23 protein-coding genes are annotated in these 24,768 nt (G+C 67.1%); 11 read left to right on the top strand and 12 right to left on the bottom strand.

Translation table 11 applies throughout. The features are described from left to right. The first annotated feature begins 3 nt into the window (after positions 1-3). Together ACP2AH_RS13425 and ACP2AH_RS13420 are read left to right on the top strand one after the other, a co-directional pair. Positions 4-1,083, top strand: a complete 1,080-nt coding sequence (locus tag ACP2AH_RS13425; protein ID WP_425106259.1) for a glycosyl hydrolase family 8 — start codon at positions 4-6, stop codon at positions 1,081-1,083. Then, positions 1,071-3,155, top strand: a complete 2,085-nt coding sequence (locus tag ACP2AH_RS13420; RefSeq protein WP_425106258.1) for a hypothetical protein — start codon at positions 1,071-1,073, stop codon at positions 3,153-3,155. The genes ACP2AH_RS13425 and ACP2AH_RS13420 overlap by 13 nt, the downstream gene beginning before the upstream one ends. Before the next feature lie 9 nt (positions 3,156-3,164). Here ACP2AH_RS13420 and ACP2AH_RS13415 read toward each other — a convergent pair whose 3' ends face one another. After that, positions 3,165-4,805, bottom strand: coding sequence for an NAD-dependent malic enzyme (locus tag ACP2AH_RS13415; RefSeq protein ID WP_425106257.1), 1,641 nt, complete (start codon positions 4,803-4,805; stop codon positions 3,165-3,167). 83 nt (positions 4,806-4,888) lie between these two features. Continuing rightward, positions 4,889-6,211, bottom strand: coding sequence for a DUF2254 domain-containing protein (locus tag ACP2AH_RS13410; RefSeq protein ID WP_425106256.1), 1,323 nt, complete (start codon positions 6,209-6,211; stop codon positions 4,889-4,891). Positions 6,212-6,412: 201 nt separating this feature from the next. On the opposite strand from ACP2AH_RS13410, the gene ACP2AH_RS13405 reads away from it, so the two are divergent. Next, positions 6,413-7,459, top strand: a complete 1,047-nt coding sequence (locus ACP2AH_RS13405) for a YheC/YheD family protein (RefSeq protein WP_425106255.1) — start codon at positions 6,413-6,415, stop codon at positions 7,457-7,459. On the opposite strand, the gene ACP2AH_RS13400 is transcribed toward ACP2AH_RS13405, so the two are convergent. Together ACP2AH_RS13400 and ACP2AH_RS13395 are read right to left on the bottom strand one after the other, a co-directional pair. Continuing rightward, positions 7,432-8,454 carry a hypothetical protein gene (locus ACP2AH_RS13400; RefSeq protein WP_425106254.1) on the bottom strand — a complete coding sequence of 341 codons (1,023 nt, stop codon included), beginning with the start codon at positions 8,452-8,454 and terminating at the stop codon, positions 7,432-7,434. The genes ACP2AH_RS13405 and ACP2AH_RS13400 overlap by 28 nt on opposite strands. Then, on the bottom strand, positions 8,432-8,698 hold the full coding sequence (locus ACP2AH_RS13395) for an acyl carrier protein (protein WP_425106253.1): 267 nt from the start codon (positions 8,696-8,698) through the stop codon (positions 8,432-8,434). The genes ACP2AH_RS13400 and ACP2AH_RS13395 overlap by 23 nt, the downstream gene beginning before the upstream one ends. A gap of 239 nt (positions 8,699-8,937) precedes the next feature. Here ACP2AH_RS13395 and ACP2AH_RS13390 point away from each other — a divergent pair, with 239 nt between their 5' ends. The 4 genes from ACP2AH_RS13390 to ACP2AH_RS13375 all read left to right on the top strand — a co-directional run bounded on the left by ACP2AH_RS13390 (position 8,938) and on the right by ACP2AH_RS13375 (position 14,077). After that, positions 8,938-9,696 (top strand): response regulator, encoded by a 759-nt coding sequence (locus ACP2AH_RS13390; protein ID WP_425106252.1) that lies wholly within the window; start codon positions 8,938-8,940, stop codon positions 9,694-9,696. After that, entirely contained in the window at positions 9,693-10,964 is a 1,272-nt protein-coding gene (locus ACP2AH_RS13385) for an ATP-binding protein (protein ID WP_425106251.1), read from the top strand. Before ACP2AH_RS13390 ends, ACP2AH_RS13385 begins: the two co-directional genes overlap by 4 nt. 71 nt (positions 10,965-11,035) lie before the next feature. Beyond that, positions 11,036-12,358: a PQQ-dependent sugar dehydrogenase gene (locus ACP2AH_RS13380; protein WP_421697951.1), complete on the top strand. Its 1,323-nt coding sequence runs from the start codon at positions 11,036-11,038 to the stop codon at positions 12,356-12,358. A gap of 96 nt (positions 12,359-12,454) precedes the next feature. After that, a complete protein-coding gene (locus ACP2AH_RS13375; protein ID WP_425106250.1) occupies positions 12,455-14,077 on the top strand; it encodes an ABC-F family ATP-binding cassette domain-containing protein in 1,623 nt (540 codons plus the stop codon). A gap of 9 nt (positions 14,078-14,086) precedes the next feature. On the opposite strand, the gene ACP2AH_RS13370 is transcribed toward ACP2AH_RS13375, so the two are convergent. The 6 genes from ACP2AH_RS13370 to ACP2AH_RS13345 all read right to left on the bottom strand — a co-directional run bounded on the left by ACP2AH_RS13370 (position 14,087) and on the right by ACP2AH_RS13345 (position 19,329). Continuing rightward, positions 14,087-14,590 carry an N-acetyltransferase family protein gene (locus tag ACP2AH_RS13370; RefSeq protein ID WP_425106249.1) on the bottom strand — a complete coding sequence of 168 codons (504 nt, stop codon included), beginning with the start codon at positions 14,588-14,590 and terminating at the stop codon, positions 14,087-14,089. Further along, positions 14,587-15,636 (bottom strand): histone deacetylase family protein, encoded by a 1,050-nt coding sequence (locus ACP2AH_RS13365; protein ID WP_425106248.1) that lies wholly within the window; start codon positions 15,634-15,636, stop codon positions 14,587-14,589. The genes ACP2AH_RS13370 and ACP2AH_RS13365 overlap by 4 nt, the downstream gene beginning before the upstream one ends. Continuing rightward, positions 15,633-16,574 carry a 3-keto-5-aminohexanoate cleavage protein gene (locus ACP2AH_RS13360; RefSeq protein ID WP_425106247.1) on the bottom strand — a complete coding sequence of 314 codons (942 nt, stop codon included), beginning with the start codon at positions 16,572-16,574 and terminating at the stop codon, positions 15,633-15,635. Before ACP2AH_RS13360 ends, ACP2AH_RS13365 begins: the two co-directional genes overlap by 4 nt. Continuing rightward, on the bottom strand, positions 16,574-17,929 hold the full coding sequence (locus ACP2AH_RS13355; RefSeq protein WP_425106246.1) for an aspartate aminotransferase family protein: 1,356 nt from the start codon (positions 17,927-17,929) through the stop codon (positions 16,574-16,576). The genes ACP2AH_RS13360 and ACP2AH_RS13355 overlap by 1 nt, the downstream gene beginning before the upstream one ends. Before the next feature lie 171 nt (positions 17,930-18,100). Further along, positions 18,101-18,613: a c-type cytochrome, methanol metabolism-related gene (locus ACP2AH_RS13350; RefSeq protein ID WP_425106245.1), complete on the bottom strand. Its 513-nt coding sequence runs from the start codon at positions 18,611-18,613 to the stop codon at positions 18,101-18,103. 251 nt (positions 18,614-18,864) lie between these two features. After that, a complete protein-coding gene (locus ACP2AH_RS13345; RefSeq protein WP_425107040.1) occupies positions 18,865-19,329 on the bottom strand; it encodes a hypothetical protein in 465 nt (154 codons plus the stop codon). A 465-nt stretch (positions 19,330-19,794) separates the two neighbouring features. Between ACP2AH_RS13345 and ACP2AH_RS13340 the strand changes: the two genes are divergently transcribed. The 4 genes from ACP2AH_RS13340 to ACP2AH_RS13325 all read left to right on the top strand — a co-directional run bounded on the left by ACP2AH_RS13340 (position 19,795) and on the right by ACP2AH_RS13325 (position 23,397). Then, positions 19,795-19,959: a hypothetical protein gene (locus ACP2AH_RS13340; RefSeq protein WP_307019496.1), complete on the top strand. Its 165-nt coding sequence runs from the start codon at positions 19,795-19,797 to the stop codon at positions 19,957-19,959. Positions 19,960-20,192: 233 nt separating this feature from the next. Next, positions 20,193-21,272 carry an HlyD family secretion protein gene (locus ACP2AH_RS13335; protein WP_425106244.1) on the top strand — a complete coding sequence of 360 codons (1,080 nt, stop codon included), beginning with the start codon at positions 20,193-20,195 and terminating at the stop codon, positions 21,270-21,272. Next, on the top strand, positions 21,269-22,246 hold the full coding sequence (locus tag ACP2AH_RS13330; RefSeq protein ID WP_425106243.1) for an ABC transporter ATP-binding protein: 978 nt from the start codon (positions 21,269-21,271) through the stop codon (positions 22,244-22,246). Before ACP2AH_RS13335 ends, ACP2AH_RS13330 begins: the two co-directional genes overlap by 4 nt. 26 nt (positions 22,247-22,272) lie before the next feature. Further along, positions 22,273-23,397: an ABC transporter permease gene (locus tag ACP2AH_RS13325; protein WP_425106242.1), complete on the top strand. Its 1,125-nt coding sequence runs from the start codon at positions 22,273-22,275 to the stop codon at positions 23,395-23,397. Positions 23,398-23,412: 15 nt separating this feature from the next. Here the strand turns inward: ACP2AH_RS13325 and ACP2AH_RS13320 are convergent, their stop codons facing one another. Next, the gene (locus ACP2AH_RS13320; protein WP_425106241.1) at positions 23,413-23,907 is read right to left on the bottom strand and encodes a lasso peptide biosynthesis B2 protein; all 495 of its coding nucleotides are present in this window, start codon (positions 23,905-23,907) and stop codon (positions 23,413-23,415) included. 161 nt (positions 23,908-24,068) lie between these two features. Further along, complete coding sequence (locus tag ACP2AH_RS13315; protein ID WP_421697939.1) at positions 24,069-24,758, bottom strand: FadR/GntR family transcriptional regulator; 690 nt, start codon at positions 24,756-24,758, stop codon at positions 24,069-24,071. Positions 24,759-24,768: the final 10 nt, after the last annotated feature.

Below are 24,768 nucleotides of genomic sequence, written 5' to 3'. Positions count from 1 at the left end.
CCGATGGTGCGTCTGGGCCGCGGTGCCGGCGTCGTCGCCGCCATGCTGATGGCGGCGGCGTTTCTCGTCGCGCCGGGCGCCTTCGCAAAGGAGCCGGCCGGCATGATCTCGCGCGACGATTGGGCCGCCTATTCCGCACGCTTCGTCGACCCCAGCGGCCGGGTCATCGATGACGCGAACGGCCGGATCAGCCATTCCGAAGGGCAGGGCTATGGCATGCTGCTCGCCTATCTCGCCGGCGACAAGGCGGGGTTCGAGCGGATATGGACCTTTACCCGTACCGAACTGCTGATCCGCGACGATGGCCTCGCGGCCTGGCGCTGGGACCCGGATGCGGATCCGCACGTCACCGACATCAATGCCGCCAGCGACGGCGACATCCTCATCGCTTATGCGCTCGCCCTTGCGGGGGAGGCATGGAGCGTCCCGGACTATGTGAGCAGCGCGACCCGCATCGCGCGGGCGCTCGGCCAGCAGGTGGTGCGGCGTGAGGGCGGGCGGCTGGTGCTGCTGCCGGGCGTCACCGGCTTCTCGGTCGGCGAGCGGCCGGACGGGCCGGTGCTGAACCTGTCCTACTGGATCTTCGAGGCCTTTCCGGTCTTTGCCCGGCTCGCGCCTGAAGTCGACTGGGCGGGTCTTGCCGCCTCCGGCCGGGAACTGCTTTCCCTCGCCCGTCTCGGCCCGGCCAAGCTGCCGCCAGACTGGATTTCCGCGCCGGCCGATCGCCCGCTGGCGCCGGCGGAGGGCTTCGAACCGGTCTTTGGTTACAATTCGTTAAGGATAGTTCTTTACCTTCTGCGCGCCGGTATCCCCGACTCCGACGTTCAAAAAGCCATTCTCAACAATTGGATGGTTCAGAATGGGGGAATGCCGGCGATCGTGAATATCCCGACCGGCAAGGCCCTGGCCCGGCTGTCGGAGCCCGGCTACCGGATGCTGGCGGCAACGCTGGCCTGTGCGATCGACGGCACGGCGATTCCGGCAGATCTCAGGCGCCTGCAACCGAGCCAGTACTACCCGTCGACCCTTTATCTCCTAAGCCTGTCGCTGGTGAGTGAGAAATATCCGAAATGTCTTCGCTGAGGGTGCTTTTGCTGATCCTGGTCGGGGCGGCCGCCGTCCCGGCCATCGGCCAGCAACTCGCCTCGCCCTCTGACAATGGCGCCGCCCCCGCCGGGGCCGCCGCGACGCCCAAGGTCGATGAATCGGCGCTGCGCTTTTTCGCGGCGCAAGGCGACAAGCAGCGGCTGGATGCCGAAATCGCACGGCTGCGCGCGCTTTATCCGAACTGGCAGCCGCCCAAGGACCTGTTTTCCCCGACGCCGGACCAGGACCCCGACATTCCGCGTTTGTGGGCGCTGTTCGCCGAAGGGAAGTTCTCCGACATCAGGGCCGCCATCGCCCAGCGTCAGGCGTCGGAGCCCGGCTGGCAGCCGCCGGCCGATCTGATGGCGCGGCTCGGCGAGGGCGAGGCTGCCCGCCGGCTGGTCAATGCCTCGGAGGCCAAGCAATGGGCTTCCGTCCTGCGCATCGCCACCGACACGCCCGGCATGCTCGTCTGCGCCAATATGGACGTGCTCTGGCGCGTGGCGGAAGCCTTCGTGCGGACCGGGGCGCCCCAGCGCGCCAAGGATCTGTTCATCTATATCCTTACCTCCTGCCCCAATCCGCAGGAGCGCGTCGCCACGGCGCAGAAGGCGCTGCAACTGCTCGACGGTCCCGATCTCGACGCGGTGCTTGCCCGCGCCAATCCGGACAACACGCCCGAATTCGCCGGCCTGCGCGAAGACCTGCTGCGCATGCGTGTCGGCCGCGCCGCGCAGGATACGTCGCTTTCGGTATCGCCCGACGACATCGCGGCGCTGGAGCAACTGGCCCGCAGCGGATCGGTCGCCGACGATGCGCTGGTGCTCGGCTGGTACGCCTTCCGCCGCGGTGATGCGGCGCGGGCGGTCGACTGGTTCAAGCTGGCGCTGGACCGGCAGGGTGGGGCTTCGGCAGCCGAGGGCTATGTGCTGGCGCTGGCCGCGACCGGCCGCGCCCAGGAGGCGGAACCGATCGCCTATCAGTGGCGCGATGCCGGGGCGAGCAACCGCAAGGCCTATATCGACCTCATGGCCGGCCTGCTGGCCACGTCACCGCCGCCGCGCCTCGAACAGTCGGTCGTCGCCCGGTTCGCCCCGGTCGTGCAGGAGGCGAAATCCGCCACCGGGGCGCAGGCACTCGGCTGGTACGCCTATAATACTGGCCAGATTCGCACCGCCGCCTCCTGGTTCCGTACCGCCATGCAATGGGCGCCGGCGGATGAGGTGTCCGCCTATGGGCTGGCGCTTGTCAGCCAGCGCCTGAAGGACACCGCGACCCTTGACGCCATCGCCGCCACCTGGGCGGGGAAGTCCGAGCGCATCCTGGCCCTGGTGTCGCCGGCCGCCCGCCGCCGGCTGGCGAACCGAGCACCGACGGCGACCACCCAGCCGACAGCTACCGCGCAGTCGGCCGCGCCCCTTCCTGTCACCCGGCCCACGGCAGCGGTCGCCGCGCCCATGCCGCTCAATGGGGCCTTGCCGGACAGGCTGGCCGGAAACGACGACGGCCCGGCGCCCGGTGCATCCTCCCCCCGCAGCGCTCCATGTTCAAGCGCCGGCGATGCGGTGTTCCGTGCCGGCCGCGTGTCACCCGAAGAAGGCCTTGCGCGCGGCTGGTGCCTGATGGAACTCAACCGTCCGCTCGAGGCCATCAACGCCTTCGACATCGCCGTCCGTGACGGCGCCGGCCGGACGGCGGAAGATGCGGCCTATGGCAAGTCTCTGGCCTATCTGCGGCTCGGCCTGACCAACGAGGCCCAGGTCGCCGCCCTCGAGACGCCCCAGCCCCCGGCCCGGGCGGTGACGCTGAGCGCGGACCTGCTGGCCCAGCGGGCGATCGCCGCCTATCGCGATGCCCGCTATGTCGAGGCGATCCTGGCGCTCGACGAGCGCAGCCACCTCGCCCCGGAGCAGCAGGACCTGATGTCGATCCGTGCCTGGTCCTACTATCATCTGCGCGACTACGTTTCCGCCCGGCGCATTTTCACCGCGCTGCGCGACGCCGGCTATCCCGAAGCCGGGGCCGGCATCGATGCCATCCTGGCGGTGACCCGCCAGATCCGCAGCTGACCCGCGCCGTCACAGCGCGGGATAGCGGGGGATGTAGGCCAGTTCGTTGATGTGCGCCTCGATATCGGCGGGGCGCGGCACGCGGGCGAGGCCCTTGTCGAAGATGAGTTCGGCAATGCGCGCCGCCACATGCAGCGAGGCTTTGCGGATGTCGCGCTGCGGCGGATAGATCAGGCCGAGCGCGAGGTCTTCCAGCGTCACCTGCTCCGCCACCGCCTTGGCAGCGACGATGAACATGTCCTCGGTCACGCGGCTGGCCTGGGTGGCGAGCACCGCCATGCCCATGGCGGGGAAAATGTAGACATTGTTGCCCTGGCCGGGCACGAACCGCTTGCCGCCGAACTCCAGCGGCGGAAACGGGCTTCCGCTGGCGAAGATGGCCTGGCCGTTGGACCATTTATAGGCTTCCTCCGCCGTGCATTCCGAGCGTGAGGTGGGGTTCGAGTAGGGGAAGATGATCGGCCGGGCATTGATCCGCGCCATCGCCTCGATCACCGCCTGGTTGAACAGTTTCGGCACGGTGCTGACGCCGATGATGCCCGTCGGCCGGATCGCCTCGATGGCCTCGACGAAATTCGAGATCGGTGCGTGGTCATGGGCGAAGGGCTTCTGGAAGCCGGCGATGTCGCTGCGCGAGTTCACCATCAGCCCGTTCACGTCGAACAGCCAGTTGCGGGCGCGCGCCTCTTCGATGGTTGCGCCTTCCAGCACCATGGCTTCGCTGATCAGCTCGGCGATGCCGGTCGCCGCCGAGCCGCCGCCGAGGAACAGGAAGGTCTGGTCGGTGAGCTTCTGGCCCGAGAGCTTCAGCGCGCCGTAAATGCCTGCCACGGCGACCGCCGCCGTGCCCTGGATGTCGTCATTATAGGTGCAGATCGCGTCACGGTAGCGCTCGAGGATCGGCACGGCGTTGATGTTGGCGAAGTCTTCCCATTGCAGGCAGCACAGCGGGAACAGCTCCGTCACCGCCTCCACGAACTCGGCGATGAAGGCGTCGTACTCCGCGCCCCGCACGCGGTTCTGGCGCAGGCCGAGATAGAGCGGATCGTCGAGCAGCGTGCCGTTATTTGTGCCGACATCGAGGGTGATCGGCAGCGTCATTTCCGGTGGCACGCCGGCGCAGACAGAATAGAGAGCGAGCTTGCCGACCGGAATGCCCATGCCGTTCACGCCGAGATCGCCGAGCCCGAGAATCCGCTCGCCATCGGTGACGACGATGAAGCGCACATCCTTCTGCGGCCAGTGCGACAGCACCTCCTTCAGCCGGCCCTTGAGCGTGATCGGCAGATACATGCCGCGCGTGGCGCGCAGCACATGGTCGTATTTCTGGCAGGCTTCGCCCACGGTCGGCGTGTAGACCAGCGGCATGAACACCGCCGGATCGGACATCAGCACCGCGTAGAACAGCGTCTCGTTGCGGGCCTGAAGGTCGCTCAGCAGCAGGTATTTCTGCAGATCATTGTCGAGCACCGAGAGCTGCAGGTGAATGCGCGCCACCTGCGTCTCCAGCGTATCGGCCACCGGAGGCAGGAAGCCCTCAAGCCCGAGCCGCGCCCGATCCTCGGTCGAGAAAGCGCTGCCGCGGTTGAAAACAGGATCATGCAGCAGCGAAGGGCCGAAGGGGCTCGGCTGGGTGGCGGACGGTGACATGGCGCTTGCTCCCGGTGAATGCGTCTTTGCCCCGATGTTAGCACCGGCCATGGGCTTGGCGAGCCTCCGATCGGGGCCGGACATCATCCATAGGGATAGGTAGACCGGTGAGGTGAAACGCCGATGTCGAACGGTTTGAGCGAGGTTGCGCTTTCGGATTCGATGGCGGCAGCCAGGCGCCGCAAGGCGTCGCGCGCATCGGGGGGCGCGATGGTTTCCAGCCCCCTTGCGCTGGCAAGAAGCTGGCGCACCACGTCGGCATCGTTCATCCCATAGCGGGCGATGGCCGCAAGCGCCGGGCAGGCGAATTGCTCGAACGTGCTGAGCGGGACGAGCACCCTCGGCCGCCCCGCTTCGTCCGCCCGCACCGCAGACGGCATGTCGCGCTCGGCCAGCACGCATAAGGCCTGTTCGAGCCTGTCGATGCAGTACAGCGCCGTGGTCGGGTCGTTGATGCCGGGGGAGAGGGCACGCTGGGCGATCTCCACAAATCGATGAAGAGCGAACTGCAGGTCCTGCATGGGCGTGCGATCCGCGCCGAGGACGAAAGCCTGGCGCAGGCGATCCTTCACTTCCTCCGATACACGCGCCCGAGGCGCGGCACGCAGCAGGGGAATCCGCTCGGTGACGAACCGGCCGGGAGGCGCGTCCACGCCGATGACCAGCTCATGTTCAGTGGCGATCCGCATCAAGGCCGCCTCGTCGAGGCGCTGCACATAGCCGCTGCCGTCAACGAACACCGCGCGCGAATCCGCCTCCAGCATGTGGAGCAGGCTGGCAGAGGTGTGTCCGTCGCGCGTTTCCGGCTCCTGTCCCATCTGCGCCGGAAAGAGACGGTCGATGGTGCTTCGTGTCTCGCGCGAGAGCTCGGCGAGCACCGTTTCGATCCGGATCGCGTTGGCGACGTGATGAATGAAGTAGATCAGGACGGCGAGGCTCGCTGCGGCCAGAACGACGCCGAAGGTGACGGAAAGATGCGGAACGAAGTTCGCGTCCTCCGTGCCGCGCACGGTGCGCAGCACCAGAAGGCAATAGAGGAATGTGCTCGTGAAGGTTCCCAGCACCAGCTGGTTGCCGCGATCGCTCATGAAGCTGCGCAGCAATCGCGGGCCGAATTGCTGCGAGGCCAGTTGCAGCGTCAGCATGGTCATTGAAAAGGTGAGACCGGCCACGGTGATCATCGAGCCGGCGACCGCGGACAGCACCGCCCGCGCGCCTTCGGGACCGAAGCCGTAGAGCCAGCCCAGTCGCTCAATCGACTCCTCGCCCAGCCACGTGTCGAGCCAGACGAGGGCAAAGGAAAGGGCGGTAGCACCGGCGGCCATCGCCGAGGGCAAGAACCAGAAACTTGACCGCAGGCGGTCCCAGACGCCCAGCAGCCACGTCGGCAATGACACGTGCTCCATCCCCACCTCCGGCGATTAAGCGGTGGGACGACGGCTTGGTTCCATCGGCTGGCATGACCGTGGGCGGCGCCCGGCGTGGGCGGGGACTCACGTCGGCTCTGGCGACGAAGCGCCCGAAAAATGTTGGGCCTCAGCCCCATGCGGCAGTTTCCGCCGGTGTCGCCGCCCGCTAGAACGGCGTTTCTGCGGATGGAACATGCGATGCCCGATACGCCGACGATCCTCCTTCTCGGACATGAGACCACCCTTCACCACTCCTATTCGCCGGTCCGGCTGCGCGCCGTCGTTGGCGAGGCGGCCTATCGCGGCGTTCGGGTGCTTCTTGCCCGCAGTGCCGACTGCGACATGGAAGCCGAGCGGATAAGGGCGCATGAGTTCATCGACGGTGACTGGAGGCCGGTCGATGTCCCGGTGCCGCGCCTCGTCGTGGCGGCCGCGCCCCCGACCCGGCCCGCGCATCGCGTCGTCGATGCCTGGCTGCGTGCGCGCACCAAGGTTCTCGCCTTTGACGGCTATGACAAGCACCAGATGGCCGCGATGCTGGCCGCCTATCCGCATCTGAAGCCGCACATCATTCCTGAAGAGGTGCTCGTCGCCGAACGCCTCGAAGCGCAGCTCGCGGAATGGCTGGCCGGCGGCCCCATCGTGGTCAAGCGCGCCGATGGCGCGCTGGGGACCGGAATCTTCTTCCTCCTTCCGCAGGGCGACGAGGTTGCCGTTCACAAGGACGAGCACTCCTGGCGTTGCACGCGCGCGGAGGCGATTGCCCGCGTCATTGGCGCGATCCGCGTGCGCATGGGCTACCGCACCTATCTGGTGCAGCGCTTCATCGACACCCACGACCTGGCCGGCCAGCCGGCGACGGTGCGCGCCGACATGGTGCGCCGGCCGGACGATGGCTGGGATTTCTTCCGCCTGACCGGCCGCGTCTCACTTGGTTCCAAGCTGATATCGAACCGCGCCAAGGGCAGCGCGCTGATCGACGCGGAATCCTATTTCATCGCGCGTGGGGCGGCCGATCCCGAGGGCAAGGTCCGCGAGGCCAAGGCGCTGTCACGGGAAATCGCCAGCACGCTGTGCAAGCAGCCGGGCCTCGGCGACTGTTATGAGTTCGGCATCGACCTTGCCGTCGACCAGGATTTGCATTTCTGGTTTCTCGAAGCCAACAAGCGGCCCCTCGCCAATGGCGCCGAGATCGAACGGATGATGCCCGCGATGACCTATTGGCTGTCGCAGCTCGACGACTGATCGCCGCCCCTCCAGCCGCCGGGGCCGGAGGAGCGGACGAAGCTGTCGAGCAGCGGTCCGAACGTATTATTGGAGACGGTGACCTGGATCGTCCCATGGTCGCTGACGCCCGGCAGGGGATGCTCGACGACCATGGGCAGATCCGCGAGATAGCGCGCCGAGGCCACGTCCGCCTTATTGTCGGTGCCGTAGACGATCTCGATATGCGGCGCCCTCGGGGCAGCGGCAATCTGCTCGCGCAGCTGCGTGTCGGCGTCAGTGAGCGGGCGTCCTATCCGTTTGCTGATGCGCTCGCGCACCTTGCCCCGCGTCACCGGCAGGAGGATGGGGCTGAAGGTCATGACGCCATCGGCCCCGAGCTTCACGCCGTAATGGAGAGCGCCATAGCCGCCGGCGGACTGGCCGAGGCAGAGCACCCGGCGTGACTTCAGTTCCGCGCAGAGGTCACGCAGGCGCTCGACCGTCGCGTCGACGCTGCCGCCCAGCCCCGACACGCCGCCGAAATAGAAGCTGTTCGACCAGTCGAAGAGATAGATCAGGTTGACATTCAGCCGACCCAGCAGGCTGTGCATGAAATAGATCGACAGGCCCAGCAGCTGCGCCTTCCCGGCGAAGGCGATCAGCGTCGTGTCCGAATTGGCCGGCACCACCCAGTAACCGCGGTCTTTCGACCCCGCAGCGGCGTTTCCCGCCACCGGAAGAAACACGTGCTCCTCGCTGCGCGCCCGGCGCAGCGCGCGCAGCTCCCCCATGATCTCCGTCACGCTGCCCCGCAGATCGCGCACATCCATGAGCGTGGCGAGCATGGAGACGGTCTCGCCGATCATGCCGCAGCGGACGAACTGCCGGCACACCTCAAGGCGCAGCTGCGGGTCGGAATTCCCGTGCGCGATGGACTTGGCATAGGCCAGATAGGACGCGTCGAGGCGCGAGGCCGCGTGAATCCGCTGCGACGGTCGCAGCGCCTCGGGATCAATCGGCGTGCGCGGCGGCATTGGCGATGATCAGGTCGGCAAGCCCCCGCACCGTCGCGTTCGCGGCGAGGAAGAACTCCGCTCCGATCTGACGATCGAACGTCGTCTCGAACTGGAGCGCCATTTCGACGGCGTCCACGGAATCGAGGTCGAAATGCGAAAGCGGCATATCCGCGTCGATGGTGTCGCTGTCCTCACCGGAAATGACAGCGAGATAAACGACGATCCAGCGGAGAACGCGCTCGCTGTCAAATGATGCCTGCATGGGGACGCCACTCGATAACCTTTGGTTTCAAGGCGATACCATGTGTGCCAAAGCGAATCCAGACTTGCCGGGAGGCTGGAAAAAAGGCGGCGTGTCGACGTGCCCCAGTGTTTCAGGCATGTTTCCCGCTGCCGGTAAAATGCGCCACAATTGTTGCCCAACGTTGCGCATGGCAGCCTGGCAACGCTGGTTCGCAAAATTCTCCGGCGGAGGTTGCATCGGGCGCGTATAGCGGCGGCATGAACGACATGCGCGGTTCGGAAGCGGGCAGCGGCCCGCACATACTTGTGGTCGACGACGACCAGCAGATTCGCAAGCTGCTCGGGCGCTACCTCGCCGAGCAGAATTTCCGCGTGTCGCTGGCGGCCGATGGCAAGGAGGCCGAGCGCCGCCTCGCCGAGGGGCGGATCGATCTCATCGTGCTCGATCTCATGCTGCCGGATGTGTCCGGGCTCGACCTGTGCCGGACGATCCGAACGCGTTCCTCCGTTCCCATCATCCTCCTCACCGCACTGAAGGAGGATGTGGATCGCATCATCGGATTGGAGATCGGCGCCGACGATTATCTCGGCAAACCGTTCAATCCGCGGGAGCTGGTGGCGCGCATCCGCGCCGTGCTCCGCCGCCTCTCGCCGCGCGACACCGCGCCCGCACCGGCCCTGCGCCTGCGTTTCGGCGGCTTCCTCGCCGATTCCACCAGCCGCCGGCTGTGGGATTCGCAGGGGCGGGAAATCGTGCTCACCGGCGCCGAGTTCGACCTGCTCCTCGCCTTTCTCGAACGGCCGGGGCGCATGCTGTCGCGCGAGCAACTGCTCGACCTCACGCATGGGCGGGTCCCTTCCGGCTTCGACCGCTCCATCGATGTCCTCATCAGCCGGCTGCGTCGAAAGATGGGGGATGCCGGAAGTTTCCAGATCATCAAGACATTGCGCAATGGGGGGTATCAGCTCGCTGCGCGCGTGGAGCCTGCGGTCGATGAGGGCGAGGCTTCGCGATGAAGTCCATGCGCGCCAAGCTCACGGCGCTTCTGGTCGGGTCCGTTCTTGGCGTGCTTCTGCTGGCGACGGGCCTCTCGATGCTGCTCCTGAAACAGCCTGATTTCGCTCGGGTTGACCAGGCGGCGGCGACCCAGATCAGCATGCTTGTCGATCTGGCCGCACGCAGCCAAGGTCCGCTGGAAGAGGGGCTTTATGGTCGCATTGCCGATGCGCCCGCTGGCGGGCCCCAGATCCAGCCGGCGACCGATGCCATCAATGGTGTTCTGATGCGCCGCGGACATACGCTGCGCGTGACTGTCTCCGAACCTGTCGATTTCGACTGGCCCGTTGTTTCAGCTCCGCTGGCTGACGGGCGCTGGGTGATCATGCCGTTGGGGATTCCGATGCCGGGTCCTCAAAGAGGCTGGGGTCTGGTGGGCTGGATCCTGCTGGTGGCCTTGGGCGTGACGCTGGTCATGGTGTTCGCGGTCCGCCGCTTCACCGAACCGCTGGCGCTGCTGCAGCGCACGGCGGATGCCATCACGCCCTGCAGCGGTCTCGATCCGGTCGCGGAGAAGGGCCCCGCCGAAGTAAGGGCGGCGGCGCGCGCCATCAACCAGCTTGCGACGCGGCTGCATCAGGTGATGGAAAGTCGCATGCGGCTGGTGGCCGCCGCCGGTCACGATCTGCGCACCCCGATGACGCGCATGCGCCTGCGGGCCGAGTTCCTGGGGGAGGAGGAGCGCGCGGCCTTTATTGACGACCTCGACGAACTCGACGGGATCGCCGATAGCGCCATTCGGCTGGTGCGCGAGGAGGTGGAGGATGGTCGCGGCGAGACACTGTCACTCGACGCCATGGTGGCCGATACGGTCGCGGAATTGCGGGCCATCGGATATGCCGTGTCTCTGGAGCGCGCCTCCCCGGTAACCATCCAGGCCCGGCCGGAGGCGCTGCGCCGCGCGCTCCGCAACCTGTTCATAAATGCCGCCACCCACGGACGGCAGGCGCGTGTGCGGGTGGAGGCGGCCGAAGGCCTCGGCCGTGTGGTGATCGAGGATGTCGGGCCGGGCATTCCCGAGGAATTGCTGCCCCACGTCTTCGAGCCGTTCTTCCGCGTCGATCCGGCGCGCGGTGCGCCGGGGGCGGGGCTGGGCCTGGCCATCGCCGAGCAGATTGTCACCCGCAGCGGGGGAAGCCTGATCCTTGAGAATATGGCCGTCGGGCTGCGCCAGCGCGTCGACTTTCCCGCGATTGGCAGCAGCGCCGACCTCACCGAGGCAGGATAAGCCGAAGAAGCTATTGCGCTGGCGCGACTTTCCGGGCTGAGATGGCGCATCCCCCTCTGCCGGAGCCAGTCATGGCCAACTACGTGAAGATCAGCGGCTTTCTGGGCGCCTGCATCACCGGCGTCGTCCATTTCCTCACGGATCTGCGCAAGGCGCCCGCCCTTGCCGAGGAAGCCGGCTATGGCGACCTGCCCAAGCTGCCCAAGCCCAAGCCGACCCTCATCCCCATCATGAAGATCGCCCCGGCCGTCGGCTGGGGGCCCGGCCAGAAGCCCAAGCCCGCCCCGGGTTTCAAGGTAAGCTTCTTCGCCGAGGGCCTGGACCATCCGCGCTGGGTCTATGAGCTGCCCAATGGCGACATTCTCGTCGCCGAGACCGCCGGCCCGCCCTGGCCGGCCGGCATCTTCAGCCTGCGCTGGTGGGCGATGGGCTTCGTGATGGTGCGCGCGGGCGCTGGCGTGAAGAGCGCCAACCGCATCACCCTGCTGCGCGACGCCGATGGCGACGGGGTGGCCGAGATCAAGCTGCCCTTCATCGAGAACCTCTATTCGCCCTTCGGCATGGCCCTGGTGGGTGACCAGCTCTATGTGGCGAACGCGGATTCGCTGGTGCGCTTCCCCTATGTGCCCGGCGCCACCCGCATCGACGCGCCCCCGGTGAAGATCTGCGACCTGCCTTCCGGCCGCAACCACCACTGGACCAAGAGCCTCGTCGCCAACAAGGAGGGGACCAAGCTCTATGTCGGCGTCGGCTCCAACTCCAACGTCGCCGAGTTCGGCATGGAGGAGGAGGTGGACCGCGCCGCCATTCTGGAAGTGGACATCGCGACGGGAAAATACCGCGTGTTCGCCGGCGGCCTGCGCAACCCGGTGGGCATGGACTGGAACCCGGTGACCGGCGAATTGTGGACCAGCGTGAACGAGCGCGATGAGATCGGCGACGATCTGGTGCCGGACTACATGACCTCGGTGAAGGACGGCGCCTTCTATGGCTGGCCCTATTGCTACTATGACAAGATCGTCGACGAGCGGGTGAAGCCGCAGCGGCCGGATCTGGTCGCGGCCTCGCTCAAGCCGGACTATGCGCTGGGCTCTCACACCGCCTCGCTCGGCCTCACCTTCGTCGATGACGACCGTTTCGGCGCGCGTTTCCGCAACGGCGTCTTCATCGGCCAGCACGGCTCCTGGAACCGCAACCCGCCTTCCGGCTACCGGGTGATCTTCGTGCCCTTCGAGGACGGCAAGCCGGCCGGCCCGCCGGAGGAGATCCTCGGCGGCTTCCGCGTCGACGGCAAGGCGCTGGGGCGCCCGGTGGGGGTGATCGTCGACAAGCGCGGCGGGCTTCTGTGCGTCGACGATGTCGGCGACTGCATCTGGCGCGTCTCGCCGGTCTGATCGCTGCACCGCAGCAGGACGGAGGCGCCGGCCCTTCCTCCGGAGCCGGGAATGGCTTAAACGCGCGGGAGCTTCTCTCTAGGACCTCCCGCGCGCATGATCCGGCTCGATTCCATCGGCAAGCAGAACGGCAAGCAACTCGTCTTCATCGAGGCGTCGGCGACGCTGCTGAAGGGCGAGAAGGTGGGGCTCGTCGGCCCCAACGGCGCCGGCAAGACCACGCTGTTCCGCCTCATCACCGGCGAAGAGGCCCCGGATGAGGGGCAGGTCTCGGTCGATCGCGGCATCACCATCGGCTATTTCAGCCAGGATGTCGGCGACATGGCCGGCAAGTCGGTGCTGGCGGAGGTGATGGACGGCGCCGGCCCGGTGAGCAGCATTGCCGCCGAACTGCGCGAGCTCGAAGCGGCCATGGTCGACCCCGACCGTGCCGACGAGATGGACGCCGTCATCGAGCGCTATGGCGAGGTGCAGGCGCGCTTCGAGGAACTGGACGGCTATTCGCTGGAGGGCCGGGCGAGCGAGGTGCTGGCCGGCCTCGGCTTCTCGCAGGAAATGATGGAGGGCGATGTCGGCCGTCTCTCCGGCGGCTGGAAGATGCGCGTCGCGCTCGGCCGCATCCTGCTCATGCGTCCCGACGTGATGCTGCTCGACGAGCCGTCCAACCATCTCGACATTGAGAGCCTGATCTGGCTGGAGGCGTTCCTGAAGAATTTCGACGGCGCGCTGATGATGACCTCGCACGACCGCGCCTTCATGAACCGCATCGTCAACAAGATCGTCGAGATCGACGCCGGCGCGCTCACCTCCTATTCCGGCGATTATGAGTTCTACGCCCAGCAGCGGGCGCTGGCCGAAAAGCAGCAGCAGGCGCAGTTCGAGCGCCAGCAGGCGATGCTGGCCAAGGAAATCGCCTTCATCGAGCGCTTCAAGGCCCGTGCGTCTCACGCCGCGCAGGTGCAGAGCCGGGTGAAGAAGCTCGACAAGATCGAGCGTGTCGAGCCGCCGCGCCGGCGCCAGACGGTGGCGTTCGAGTTCCAGCCGCCGCCGCGCTCCGGCGAGGACGTGGTCAGCCTGAAGAATGTCCATAAGAGCTACGGCGCCCGGCGCATCTATGAGGGGCTGGATTTCCATGTGCGCCGGCGCGAGCGCTGGTGCGTGATGGGCGTCAACGGGGCCGGCAAGTCGACACTGCTCAAGCTGGTGTCGGGTGAGACCGCGCCGGACGATGGCAGCGTCGCGGTGGGCGGCAGCGTGAAGATGGCCTATTTCGCCCAGCACGCCATGGAGGTGCTGGAAGGCGAGCGCACCGTGTTCGAGACGCTGGAAGACGCCTTTCCGCAGGCGGGCCAGGGCTCTCTGCGCTCGCTGCTCGGCTGCTTCGGCTTCTCCGGCGACGATGTGGAGAAGAAGTGCCGAGTGCTCTCAGGCGGCGAGAAGGCGCGCCTCGCCATGGCCCGCATGCTCTATGATCCGCCGAACTTCCTGGTGCTGGACGAGCCGACCAACCATCTCGACATCGCCACCAAGGAAATGCTCATCGCCGCGCTGGCGGACTATGAGGGCACGATGCTGTTCGTCAGCCATGACCGGCACTTCCTCGCCGCGCTGTCGAACCGCGTGCTGGAACTGACGCCGGACGGCATCCACCAATATGGCGGCGGCTATGTCGAATATGTCGCGCGCACCGGGCAGGAAGCGCCGGGGCTGCGGAACTGACGGGCGTCTTCAGACCGGCGCGGTGATCGCGCGCAAGCCCTCTTCTTCGAGGGTGAGCGTGTCGTCATGCGCTTCCGGCACGAAGCCGAGCCGCGCATAGAAGGCCTGTGCGCCGGCATTGGCCTTGTCGACATGCAGCTTGATGAAGCTGCAGCCCTTCGGCGCCTCGCGGGCGATGACGGCGGCCAGCAAAGCGCGCCCGAGGCCGCTGCCGCGCTCCGTCTCCGCGACATAGAGGTCCTCGACGAACACCCCGGGCCGGCCGCGCCAGCCTGAAAAGGCGTAGGTGTAGAGGCACAGCCCCACCGCCGTGCTGTCCCGCCGGGCGATGACCGCCTCGAACAGACCCAGCCCGGTCGGGCCGTAGCGCTCCAAGCTCGCCGCATCGGCGCCCGGTCGAAAGCCGGGCCGGACATGATGCGCCAGCCGCGCGATCATGTCGGCAGCGGGGGCGAGGTCGGCCCGCTCCATCGGCCGGATCGTCGGCGCCGGCCGCGTGCCTGCCGCCGTCACCGGCCGGCCTCCGGCACCACGCGATGGCTGGCACGGAAACCGTCGAGGAAGGCGATCAGATTGTCGCCCAGCGCCTCGCAGACATAGCCGCCTTCCTGCACCACCACGGTGGGCAGCCCAAGCTCACCGATCTTCGCGCCGATGCGGCCGAAGCCGGGGGTGGAGACGCTGAGGCCGGCGAAGGGGTCGCCCTCATAGGCGTCGAGCCCGAGCGCGATGACCAGCGCCCCCGGGCAGAAGGTGGCGATGCGCGCCAAGGCATGATCCAGCGCGGCGAGGAAGCCCTCGTCGCCGGTCTTGCGCGGCAGCGGCAGGTTGAGATTGTAGCCGAGGCCCGCGCCGTCGCCGCGCTCCGCCGCATGGCCCCAGAAGAAGGGGTAGAACCGTGCCGGGTCGGCGTGGAGGGAGACGGTGAGCACATCCGCCCGGTCGTAGAACACCCCCTGCGTGCCATTGCCGTGGTGCACGTCGATGTCGAGAATGGCGACGCGGGCGGTGCTTGCGCGCAGCCTCTGCGCGGCGATGGCGGAATTGTTGAGGTAGCAGAAGCCGCCGGCCATATCCGTGAAGGCGTGATGGCCGGGCGGGCGGCAGAGCGCATAGGCCGCTGCCGCCCCCTCCGCGACCTGCTGCGCCGCATGGGCGGCGGCGTGGGCGCTGCGCAGGGCCGCTTCATAGGTGTCCGCCCCGATCGGGCAGGAGGTATCGGCCATGTGGTAGCCGGCCTGGCCGACGGCGGAGAGCGGGTAAGAGCCCCCGCGCCCATTGGGATGGATATTGGGGATCACCTCGTCCGACGCCCCTTCGATACGCTGCCAGCGCGCGAAGATGCCTTTGAGGAAGGCGAGATATTCCGGCGTGTGGATGGCGGCGGCCGGTGCGAGGCCGAGATCGGGCGGCTCCTCCGGCGTGAGGCCGGCGGCGCAGGCGGCGGCGAACAGAATATCGGCGCGGGCGGGCACTTCCGGGTTCGGGGCGCGCGCCCCGCTGGTCAGAAAGAAGCCGGGATAGTGCTTCTTCTGCGCGGCATCGAAGATCACCTTCATGGAAATTCGCTCCCGCTCGCGTTGGAAGGGGCGCCCTTGAGCCCGAGCCGGGCGCGCACCTCGTCCGGGGTGGCGAGGCGATGGCCGAGTTCCTCGATAATTCGCCGCATCTTGCGCACCTGCGCGGCGTTCGAAGTGGCGAGCTCGCCGCGGGCGATGGCGAGATTGTCCTCCAGCCCGACCCGTACATTGCCGCCGAGAATGACGCCCATGGTGCCGAGCGGCATTTGCTGGCGGCCGGCGGCGAGCACCGAGAACTGATAGTCGCTGCCGAGCAGCCGGTCGGCGGTGGCCTTCATGTGCATCAGCTGTTCGGGCGCTGCGTCGATGCCGCCCAGCACGCCGAGCACGAATTGCAGGAACACCGGCGGCTTCAGCAGCCCCTGCTTGATGTAGAAGGCGACGGTCTGGAGATGGCCGACATCGTAGCATTCCAGCTCGAAGCGCGCGCCGCGCCTTGCGCCGAGATCGGTGAGAATGGTCTCGATATCCTCGAAACTGTTGCGGAAGATGACCGAGCGGGTGGCTTCCAGAAAGCCGCGCTCCCACTCGTGCTGCCAGTCATAGCGATCGGCGAGAGGGAACAGGCCGAAATTCATCGAGCCCATGTTGAGCGAGCACATTTCCGGTTCGATGAGGCGCGCCGCTGCCAGCCGGTCGTCCAGCGTCATGCGCGAGGAGCCGCCGGTGGAGAGGTTCAGCACGGCGTCGCAGCGCGCGCGGATGCGCTCGACGATGTCCTGGAACAGCGCGGGATCGGCCGAGGGCGCGCCGCTGGCGGGATCGCGGGCGTGCAGATGCAGGATCGCCGCCCCCGCTTGAGCCGCCTCGATCGCCTGTTCGGCGATCTGTTCGGGCGTGATGGGGAGATAGGGGCTCATCGACGGCGTGTGGATGGAGCCGGTGACGGCGCAGGTGAGAATGACGGGTGAGCTCATCACGCGCCCCCCACCGGCAGCCGGGCCTCGGCGGCGAAGGCGGCCAGCGCGCCGCTCAGCTTATCCATGATCTCGTCGATCTGCTCATCAGTGACGATCAGTGGCGGGCACACCATGAAATGGTCGCCGATGCGCCCGCCGCGGGTGCGGCGGGAATAGATGATCAGCCCGGTCTCGTAAGCGATATCGACGAGGCGCAGATGCGCGTTCAGCTCCACCGGCAAAGGCGCCATGGTGGCGCGATCGGCCACCAGCTCGAAGGCCAGCAGCAGCCCCTTGCCGCGTACGTCGCCAATGAAGGGGAAGTTCGTCATCAACCCTTCCAGCCGCGCCTTCAGCACCGCGCCCTGTCGCGCCGCGGCGGCGATCAGGTCGAGCCGGTCGATTTCGTCAACCACGGCGAGGCCGGCGGCGCAGGCGAGCGGATTGCCGGCATAGGTGTGGCCATGGACGAAGCCGCCATGATCGATCACCGTCTCGGCGATGACGTTGTCCGCCACCATGGCCCCGAGCGGGGCGTAGCCAGCGCCGAAGCCTTTCGAGAGCGCCACGATGTCCGGCCGCAGGTTCCAATGCTCGCTGGCGAGATAGCGCCCGGTGCGTCCCGCCCCGCTCATCACCTCGTCGCAGATCAGCAGTAGGCCGAACTCGTCGCAAATGGCACGAATGGCGGCGTAATAGCCATCGGGCGCCACCAGCGCGCCGGTGGAGGCGCCACCGACCGGCTCCATGATGAAGGCAAGGCAGGTCTCCGGCCCCTGCCGCAGGATTTCGTCCCGCAGCATATGGGCGTAACGCAGGCCGCGCTCTTCCCATGTCAGTCCGTCGCGGTCGAGATAGCAGGTGGGGGCGGGGATTTTCGGCATTTCCCGCAGCATCGGCGCAAAGGGCGCACTCATGAGCGACATGCCGGTGACCGCCAGCGCCCCCAGCGTCGAGCCGTGATAGGAGGGAAAACGCGAAATCACCTTCCAGCGCTCGGCCTGGCCGCGCGCCACCGCATATTGGCGGGCGAGCTTCAGCGCGCTCTCCACCGCCTCCGAACCGCCGGAGACGAAGAACACCCGGTCCAGCCCTTCCGGCATGCGTTCCGCAATCCGGGTGGCGAGCCGTTCGGCGGGCTCATTCTCGAAATGCAGCCGGTAGCCGAAGGTGGAAAGCTCCATCTGCCGGCGCATGGAATCGAGCACGGCGGGGTTGGAATGACCGATATTGGAGACCATCGCGCCGCTTGAGCCGTCGAGATAGCGCTTGCCCGCGCTGTCCCAGAGATAGACGCCCTCGCCACGCGCGAGCGTCGGCCGGCGCAGGCGGGTCTGGTAGAAGAGGTGGGAGGCGGGGCGATCGGCGGTCATCAGGGGCTCTCAGGCGACGGAGGATAAGGACGCGATCACGCGACCCGCCGGCGATGGCAGCGTGGGGACAGGCCGCCTCGCCTCGCGGCTCCGTTCGAATCGGACGCTGAAGGTGAGTGCGGCACAGACTATCATCGGGCTGGCCTGGGCATCACGCTACCGTAGGAACGCCTAGCCGAGGCACGCATCCTCGCGGGCGGTGTAGCCCGCCGGCCGCGGCGCGCTGTTCGCGGGCTGGCCCCGCCCGAGGGCACCGTCCGACCGGGCGCGGAGATAGATGAAAATGGCGTCGATGAAGCACATCACATTCGGATTGGTGCCGAAGGCCGGCATCACCAGATCCTGGCTCGTGCTCACATTCTGCTTGCCGTTGGTGACGGTGTCGATGAACTGGCTGTAGTTCAGCGACTGCAGCGCGTCGGTCAGCGAGGGGGCGAAGCTGGAGCCAAGCCCGTCCGGGCCATGGCATTGCAGGCAGTTGGCGGTGTAACGGAGGTAGCCGATCGACGTGTACCAGTCGACCGTTCCGTCCTTGCTGATCTGGTAGGTGGGGTTGCCCTGCGCGTCGCTGTACAGGCCATCGGTGGAACTGGCAGCGGACGGATCACCCGAGGGGTCGGCCAAGGCCGCGCTGGTCAGAAGAACAAGGCCGGCGGCAATGGCCGCGCCCATGCGAGCAGGCATGCGATCCTCCCGCTCCGCCGTCTTGTTATGTCGTGGCGCGGTCGGAGCATGTCATGCTCCTTCGGACTTGGCGGCCGGTCAAGCCGAGCCGGCTGGGGCGGGATGCGGCGCTTGGCGATCCGTCGGGGCCGAGGTGTTTTTCACCTCGGGGATCGAGGCGCCATCCCAATGAGGGCGCCGTGACGCAGATTTGCGTGGGAAGGGGTGGGTGCACCGAGGTGCACCCAAGCCGCCGAGGTCAGCGTTTAGGCTCAGGGGCTGACGGGAATGACGATGACGCTGCTGCCGCCGTTGTCGATGCTGGAGAGTGCCGCAGCAATGCCGCCGGTGGCCGCCAGCATGCCGCCAATGGCGAGGCCGGGGTTCCCGCCCGAATTGGTCACGCCGAAGCCGCAACCCGGAGCGCGCAGCGTCTCGGTGGTGGAGCTGGGAATAGTGACCGTCCGATTGTCGCCAAAATCAACCACGGCATTGCCCTGGCCGCGCACGGAGACCTTGTCGCCCGTCTTCAGCGACGTACCGATCACGCCCGGCGTGAAGCCGCTGCCCTTGTCGATCATGACCGAGCCGACAGCGGAAGCCAACCGGCCAGCGGTCTGGCACGCATCCTGGGCGGCAGCGGAACCGGCCGCGCCGAACGAAAGAGCAGCCAAAGCCGCCATCGACAACACAATTCGCATCAGAGCCCCTTGAGTTTCGAGGACACAAAGTGCCACCGGCAAACCCTAGCACCTCATAACACAGATAGCTCTGTATGAAACTACCGCAGGGACATGGGCGCGGATCAAGAGAGGGTTTTTCCCCCTGTCACAGGTTGCAGATTGCGCAATTTCGCGCAGGGCGATATAATTCGTCTTTTCTTACAATGTCTTACATGTCGATGCGCGCGCTGTGTCCATAGGGCAACAGTGCTTCTGTTTTGACCCCTGCCGGTTTGGCATCCGGCTGTCGCGACGAATCGCGTCGCTCACTTCAGGCGTCCGGCCGCGCGCAGCGGCCCGGAATCGGTCTCGGATCGCTCCCCGCCTCGAAAAGAAGACGAGCCCTGAGCTCGCTCGAAATGAAGGGCTGGATTTCGCCCGGCGCCCCAGCCTATAGCCAAGGAGAACAGGCTTGGAGGGGGGGGGCGCGAGATGGCGGGCGAGGAGTTGCGGACGATTCTGTGTCGGCTGGAGACGGGAATGGTTCTCACCGTGCCGGACAGTTGGATCGACAAGACGATCCCCGGCTCGCATGTCACCCGCGCCCGCCTCGTCGCCGAAATCGCCCGGCAGTATTTTTGCACGCATTATCAGGATTTCGGCTCGCAGCGCTTCGAGAAGCAGGAAGTCGCGTTCACGGGCTGAGACGCGGCGCGGCATCTTTGCGACCAACGCCATCATGGCTGACGCGGAGCCTGCATTCGCCGTGATAGCCGCCTGGGCCGGGGCTCGGCGCATTTCTCCCGCGCGCCCGATGAGCCGCGGGCCTGCGACTATTTTTGATTGTAACGGGGTTGGGCCGGCCTTCGCCCGTGGGGAGCGCTGGAACTGCGCCGCGAAGTCTGGTCGTATGGGCAGGCTTCGACCTTGCGGCATCCGTGCGCGCTGTGGCCGGCGCGGAGTCATCCGGAACCCGTGGGTCTCGGTATGCTTGCCGGAGGGCAAGAGGGCATCGAAACGGCCCTGAGGCCGAGGACATGATGACGTTGCCTTTCCGCCTGCCCACCAATGTCGTCGTCCTGATTCTCACCCTCCTCCTGTTTTCACTCGCTGCCTTCTTCGTCGTCTCCCGGCCCGGCGGGTATCAGGGCTATGCGGAGGCCGATTTCATCTTTGTCGGGCCCGACGAGGTGGGCCGCATCGTCGAGCTGAACGTGGATGAAGGCGACGTGGTGACCACGGGAACGCCTCTTTTCGCCGTTGATGCGGATATTCAACAGGCGAATGTGAAGGCGGCGGAAGCGAGCCTGGGGCAGACCCTTTCCCAGCTTGCCAACATCAAGGCGTCGACCCAGCGGCCCGAAGAAGTGGCCGTGCTGGAGGCCGGGGAGAGGCGGGCCGCCGCCGCGCTGGAGCTTTCCCGCCTTGAACTGGAGCGCCAGAAGGATCTGCAGTCCAAGCAGGTTTCCTCCAAGGCGGCGTTGGACACGGCGCAGCAGACCTTCAACCAGAACGAGGCGTCGCTGGACGAAGTGCGCCGCCGGATCGAGGCGGCGAAGCTCGCCGGCCGCGACGCGGAAATCGCGGCCGCCGAGAAAGCGGTGGATGCGGCCCGCGCCGCCCTGGCGGTGGCGCAGGTGCGGCTGGACCGGCGACGCATGTCCGCACCCGTGAGCGGCACGTTGGAGACGGTGTATTTTCGCGTGGGCGAGCTGGTGCCGGCCGGGCGTCCCGTCGTGTCGATCCTGCCGCCCGATCTGATCAAGGTTCGGTTCTTCGTGCCGGAACCGGCGCTTCCGCAGCTCCGCATGGGCCGCGCGGTCACGGTGAGTTGCGATGGTTGCGCGGAGCCGATCGACGCCACGGTCAGCTACATCGCCAGCAGCGCCGAATACACGCCGCCGGTGATTTACAGCCTCGATGAGCGCTCCAAGCTGGTGTTCATGCTGGAAGCCAAGCCGCGGGACCCTTCCAAGCTGCGCCCCGGGCAGCCGGTCACGGTCGAGATCGCGCCATGAGCGCGCGGGCGGAGGGGGGGCAGCCGGCCGTGCCCCTGGCCGCGGAGGGCGAGAACGCCTACGCCATCGACGTGCAGGGCCTCAGCAAGAGTTTTGGTGGCCACCGCGTCGTCCGCGATCTCTCGATGCGCGTCAGGCGCGGCCAGATCTATGGCTTTCTCGGGCCCAACGGTTCCGGCAAGACCACCACGATCCGCATGCTCTGCGGGCTGCTGACGCCGGATGAGGGGCAGGGCACCTGCCTCGGCATGGACATCCTCACCGAAGGCCGCCGAATCCGTCGCCATGTCGGCTACATGACGCAGAGATTCAGTCTCTATGCGGACCTCTCCGTGCGGGAGAACCTTGAATTCGTTGCCCGAATCTATGGCGTGCCCGATGCGCAGACGGCGGCGGAAGAGGCCATCGCCTCGCTCGGACTGAGAGGGCGCGAGCGGCAACTGGCCGGGAACCTGTCCGGCGGCTGGAAGCAGCGTCTCGCCCTAGGGGCGTGCATCCTGCCCCGGCCCCAACTGCTCTTGCTGGACGAGCCGACCGCCGGCGTTGATCCCAAGGCCCGGCGCGAGTTCTGGGCGCAGATTCACGATCTGGCCGCGGAAGGTGTCACGGTGCTCGTCTCCACCCATTACATGGACGAGGCCGAGCGCTGCCACGAGATCGCTTACATCGCCTATGGCGAGTTGCTGGCGCAGGGCCGTGTGGAGGAGGTGATCGCGGACTCCGCCCTCCACATGTGGCGCGTCACCGGTCCTGATCCTGCGGCGCTGGCGCGCGAACTGATGGCGGTGCCGGCTTTCGAGCTGGTCGCTCCCTTCGGCACGAGCGTGCATGTGGGCGGGCGCGACCGGGAGGCGCTGGAGCGCGCCATCGACGGCCTCCGTGGCCGGGACGATCTCGTCTGGCGTGCCGACAGCCCAAGCCTTGAGGACGTGTTCATCGACCTGATCAACCGCTCGAAGGACAAGGTCCGGTGAGAGGCGCGGCGGGGTCCCTGCGCCGCATGGGCGCGATGATGCGCAAGGAATTCATCCAGCTGCTGCGCGATCGCGTCTCCTTCGCCGCGATGGTGTCGATCCCTCTCCTGCAGCTGATTTTGTTCGGCTACGCCATCAATACCACCCCGCGCCATTTGCCGACCGCCGTGCTCGCCTATGACCAGTCGGCACTGACCCGCGCCATCCTCGCCGCGATCGAGAACACCCAGTATTTCGCCATTACCCAGCATCCCTTGAACGAGGCGGAGGCCGAGCATTTGCTGCGCTCGGGGCAGGTGCTGTTCGTGGTGGAGATTCCCGCCGGCTTCGAGCGCGCGGTGCGGCGTGGAGAGAGCCCGGCGCTGCTTGTGTCGGCCGACGCGACCGATCCTGTCGCCTCGACAAGCGCGCTCGCGGCCCTGGGCCGTCTCGTGGAAACGTCGGTCCGCCGCGAGCGCTTCAAGCTTGACGACGCCCCCGAGGGCAGCGGGCTGGAGACCGCCCCGCCACCCTTCGAGTTCCGCACCCATCCCCGCTACAATCCGGCCGCCGTCACCCAGCTGAACATCGTTCCGGGCCTGCTCGGCACGATCCTCACCATGACCATGCTCATTTTCACCGCGCTTTCCGTGACGCGGGAGGTGGAGCGCGGCACCATGGAGACGCTGCTCGCGATGCCCATCCGGCCGGTGGAGATCATGGTGGGAAAGATCACGCCCTATGTCTTGGTCGGGGCGCTGCAGGCGGCGATGATCCTTGGCGCGGCGGTGGTGCTGTTCCAGGTGCCGGTCATGGGCAATCTCGTCCTCCTCACCGTCCTGACCGGCCTGTTCATCCTCACCAACCTGGCGATTGGTTACACCTTCTCGACCCTGGCGCAGAACCAGCTGCAAGCGGTGCAGATGACCTTCATGTATTTCCTGCCCAACATCCTGCTGTCCGGCTTCATGTTTCCCTTCGCCGGCATGCCGACATGGGCGCAGTGGATCGCCGAAGCGCTGCCGCTGACCCACTATCTGCGCATCGTGCGGGGCATTCTGCTGAAGGGGGCGACCTCGGCCGATCTGGCGCACAGCATTCTGGGGCTGAGCGTGATCATGATCGTGGCGATGGTCATTGCCGTCACGCGCTTCCGGCAGACGCTGGACTGAGCGGTGGCCTGGCAATCAGCGCGCGCGACCGTCGCCGAACATGTCGCCGGCCCGCTCAGCTGGGGGAAAGGTGGCGACAAGGGTGAACTGGTCGGCATTCTCGGTGCCGATCACGTCGAGGGCGCCCGCGCGCACCCATAAATGCGCCGAAAGCCGGCCTTCCCTGTCTTTCGCGACGCCATAATGAAGTGTCGTCGCCACGCCGCGCCGCCGCAGCAGCACCCGCGCCGTCAGGCCCTGCTCAAGGCACATGGCCCGGAAGGGCACACGCCGCGCCACGGCGCGGACGGCCCAGCGGGTGCGGCCGATGATCTGGGCCTCTGGATCGTCGGCACGCGTTTTCGCCGGTCGTGTGGCCGCCAGGCGAACCACATGGCGGAAGGGCAGGGTGACAAGCGCCAGCCGGGCGAGGCTGATCACCAGCAGCGCTTCCGCCAGCAGCGCGCGGTCACGCCAACGCAGTCGTCGCCAGCGGGCGGCAAGCGTCGCTGGCCGGGGTGCGCGGCTCACGGGACGATGTTCCGCCAGCAGAAGGGTGCGGCAGTCCGTCTCGCACTTGCGCCGTTCCACACGATCAGGTGCCTTGATGCCCTTGGCCGTCGGCCCGGCGCCGACAGCACATCCAACGTCGAAGTCGGAACTTTCTCAAGCCCGCGGCAGCGGTTCGGCTCTCACTGCCGGTCGAGAAGCTTGCGCTCGACGGTCTGCAGATGCGCGCGCATGCAGGCGGCGGCGGCGGCGATGTCGCGCTGCTCGATGGCGTCGACGATCGCCTCATGCTCGGCGAAGCTGTGATGGTCGGGCAGGGGCTTCACCGGCTCGGTGCGCAGCCGGCCCCACGTTACCGCGCGGCGCACCGCGTTCAGCGTGTCGAACAGGCCGAGAAGCAAGGTGTTCTGCGACGCTTCAGCAATGGTGCGGTGCAGGCGGGTGTCCCAGGCCTCATATTGGCGCCAGGTCTCCGCCTGACGCGAGCGCGTCAGGCACATGCGCATTTCCGCGATGTCTTCCGGGGTCGCGGTGAAGGCGGCGGCGCGGCAGATCTCCGGTTCCATCACGATGCGCGCCCGCATCACCTCGGCCGGATTGCTGCGCCGCGCCAGGGCCGCGATGTCGGCGAAAGTGTCCAGCGGCCGGCTCCCCATGAAGGTGCCCTTGCCGACATGGCGCCAGAGCTGGCCTTCCGCCTCCAGCACGTCGAGCGCCTTGCGCAGCTCGGTCCGCGAGACACCCAGCGCGGTCGACAACTCACGCTCGGGCGGCAGGCGGCCATCGTCCGGCAGCTCGATCTGGGCGAGATAGGCGCGCAGTTGCGTGACGATACCTTTTTCGAGGTGGGTGTCAGCAGCAGGGTTAAGCATGGGAGTCCGG

The organism is Ancylobacter sp. (assembly GCF_965249975.1).
In the GTDB taxonomy this organism is placed as follows: Bacteria; Pseudomonadota; Alphaproteobacteria; order Rhizobiales; family Xanthobacteraceae; genus Ancylobacter.
The sequence above is the reverse complement of the archived record's forward strand: the minus strand, read 5'-3'. Positions and strand labels throughout refer to the sequence as shown.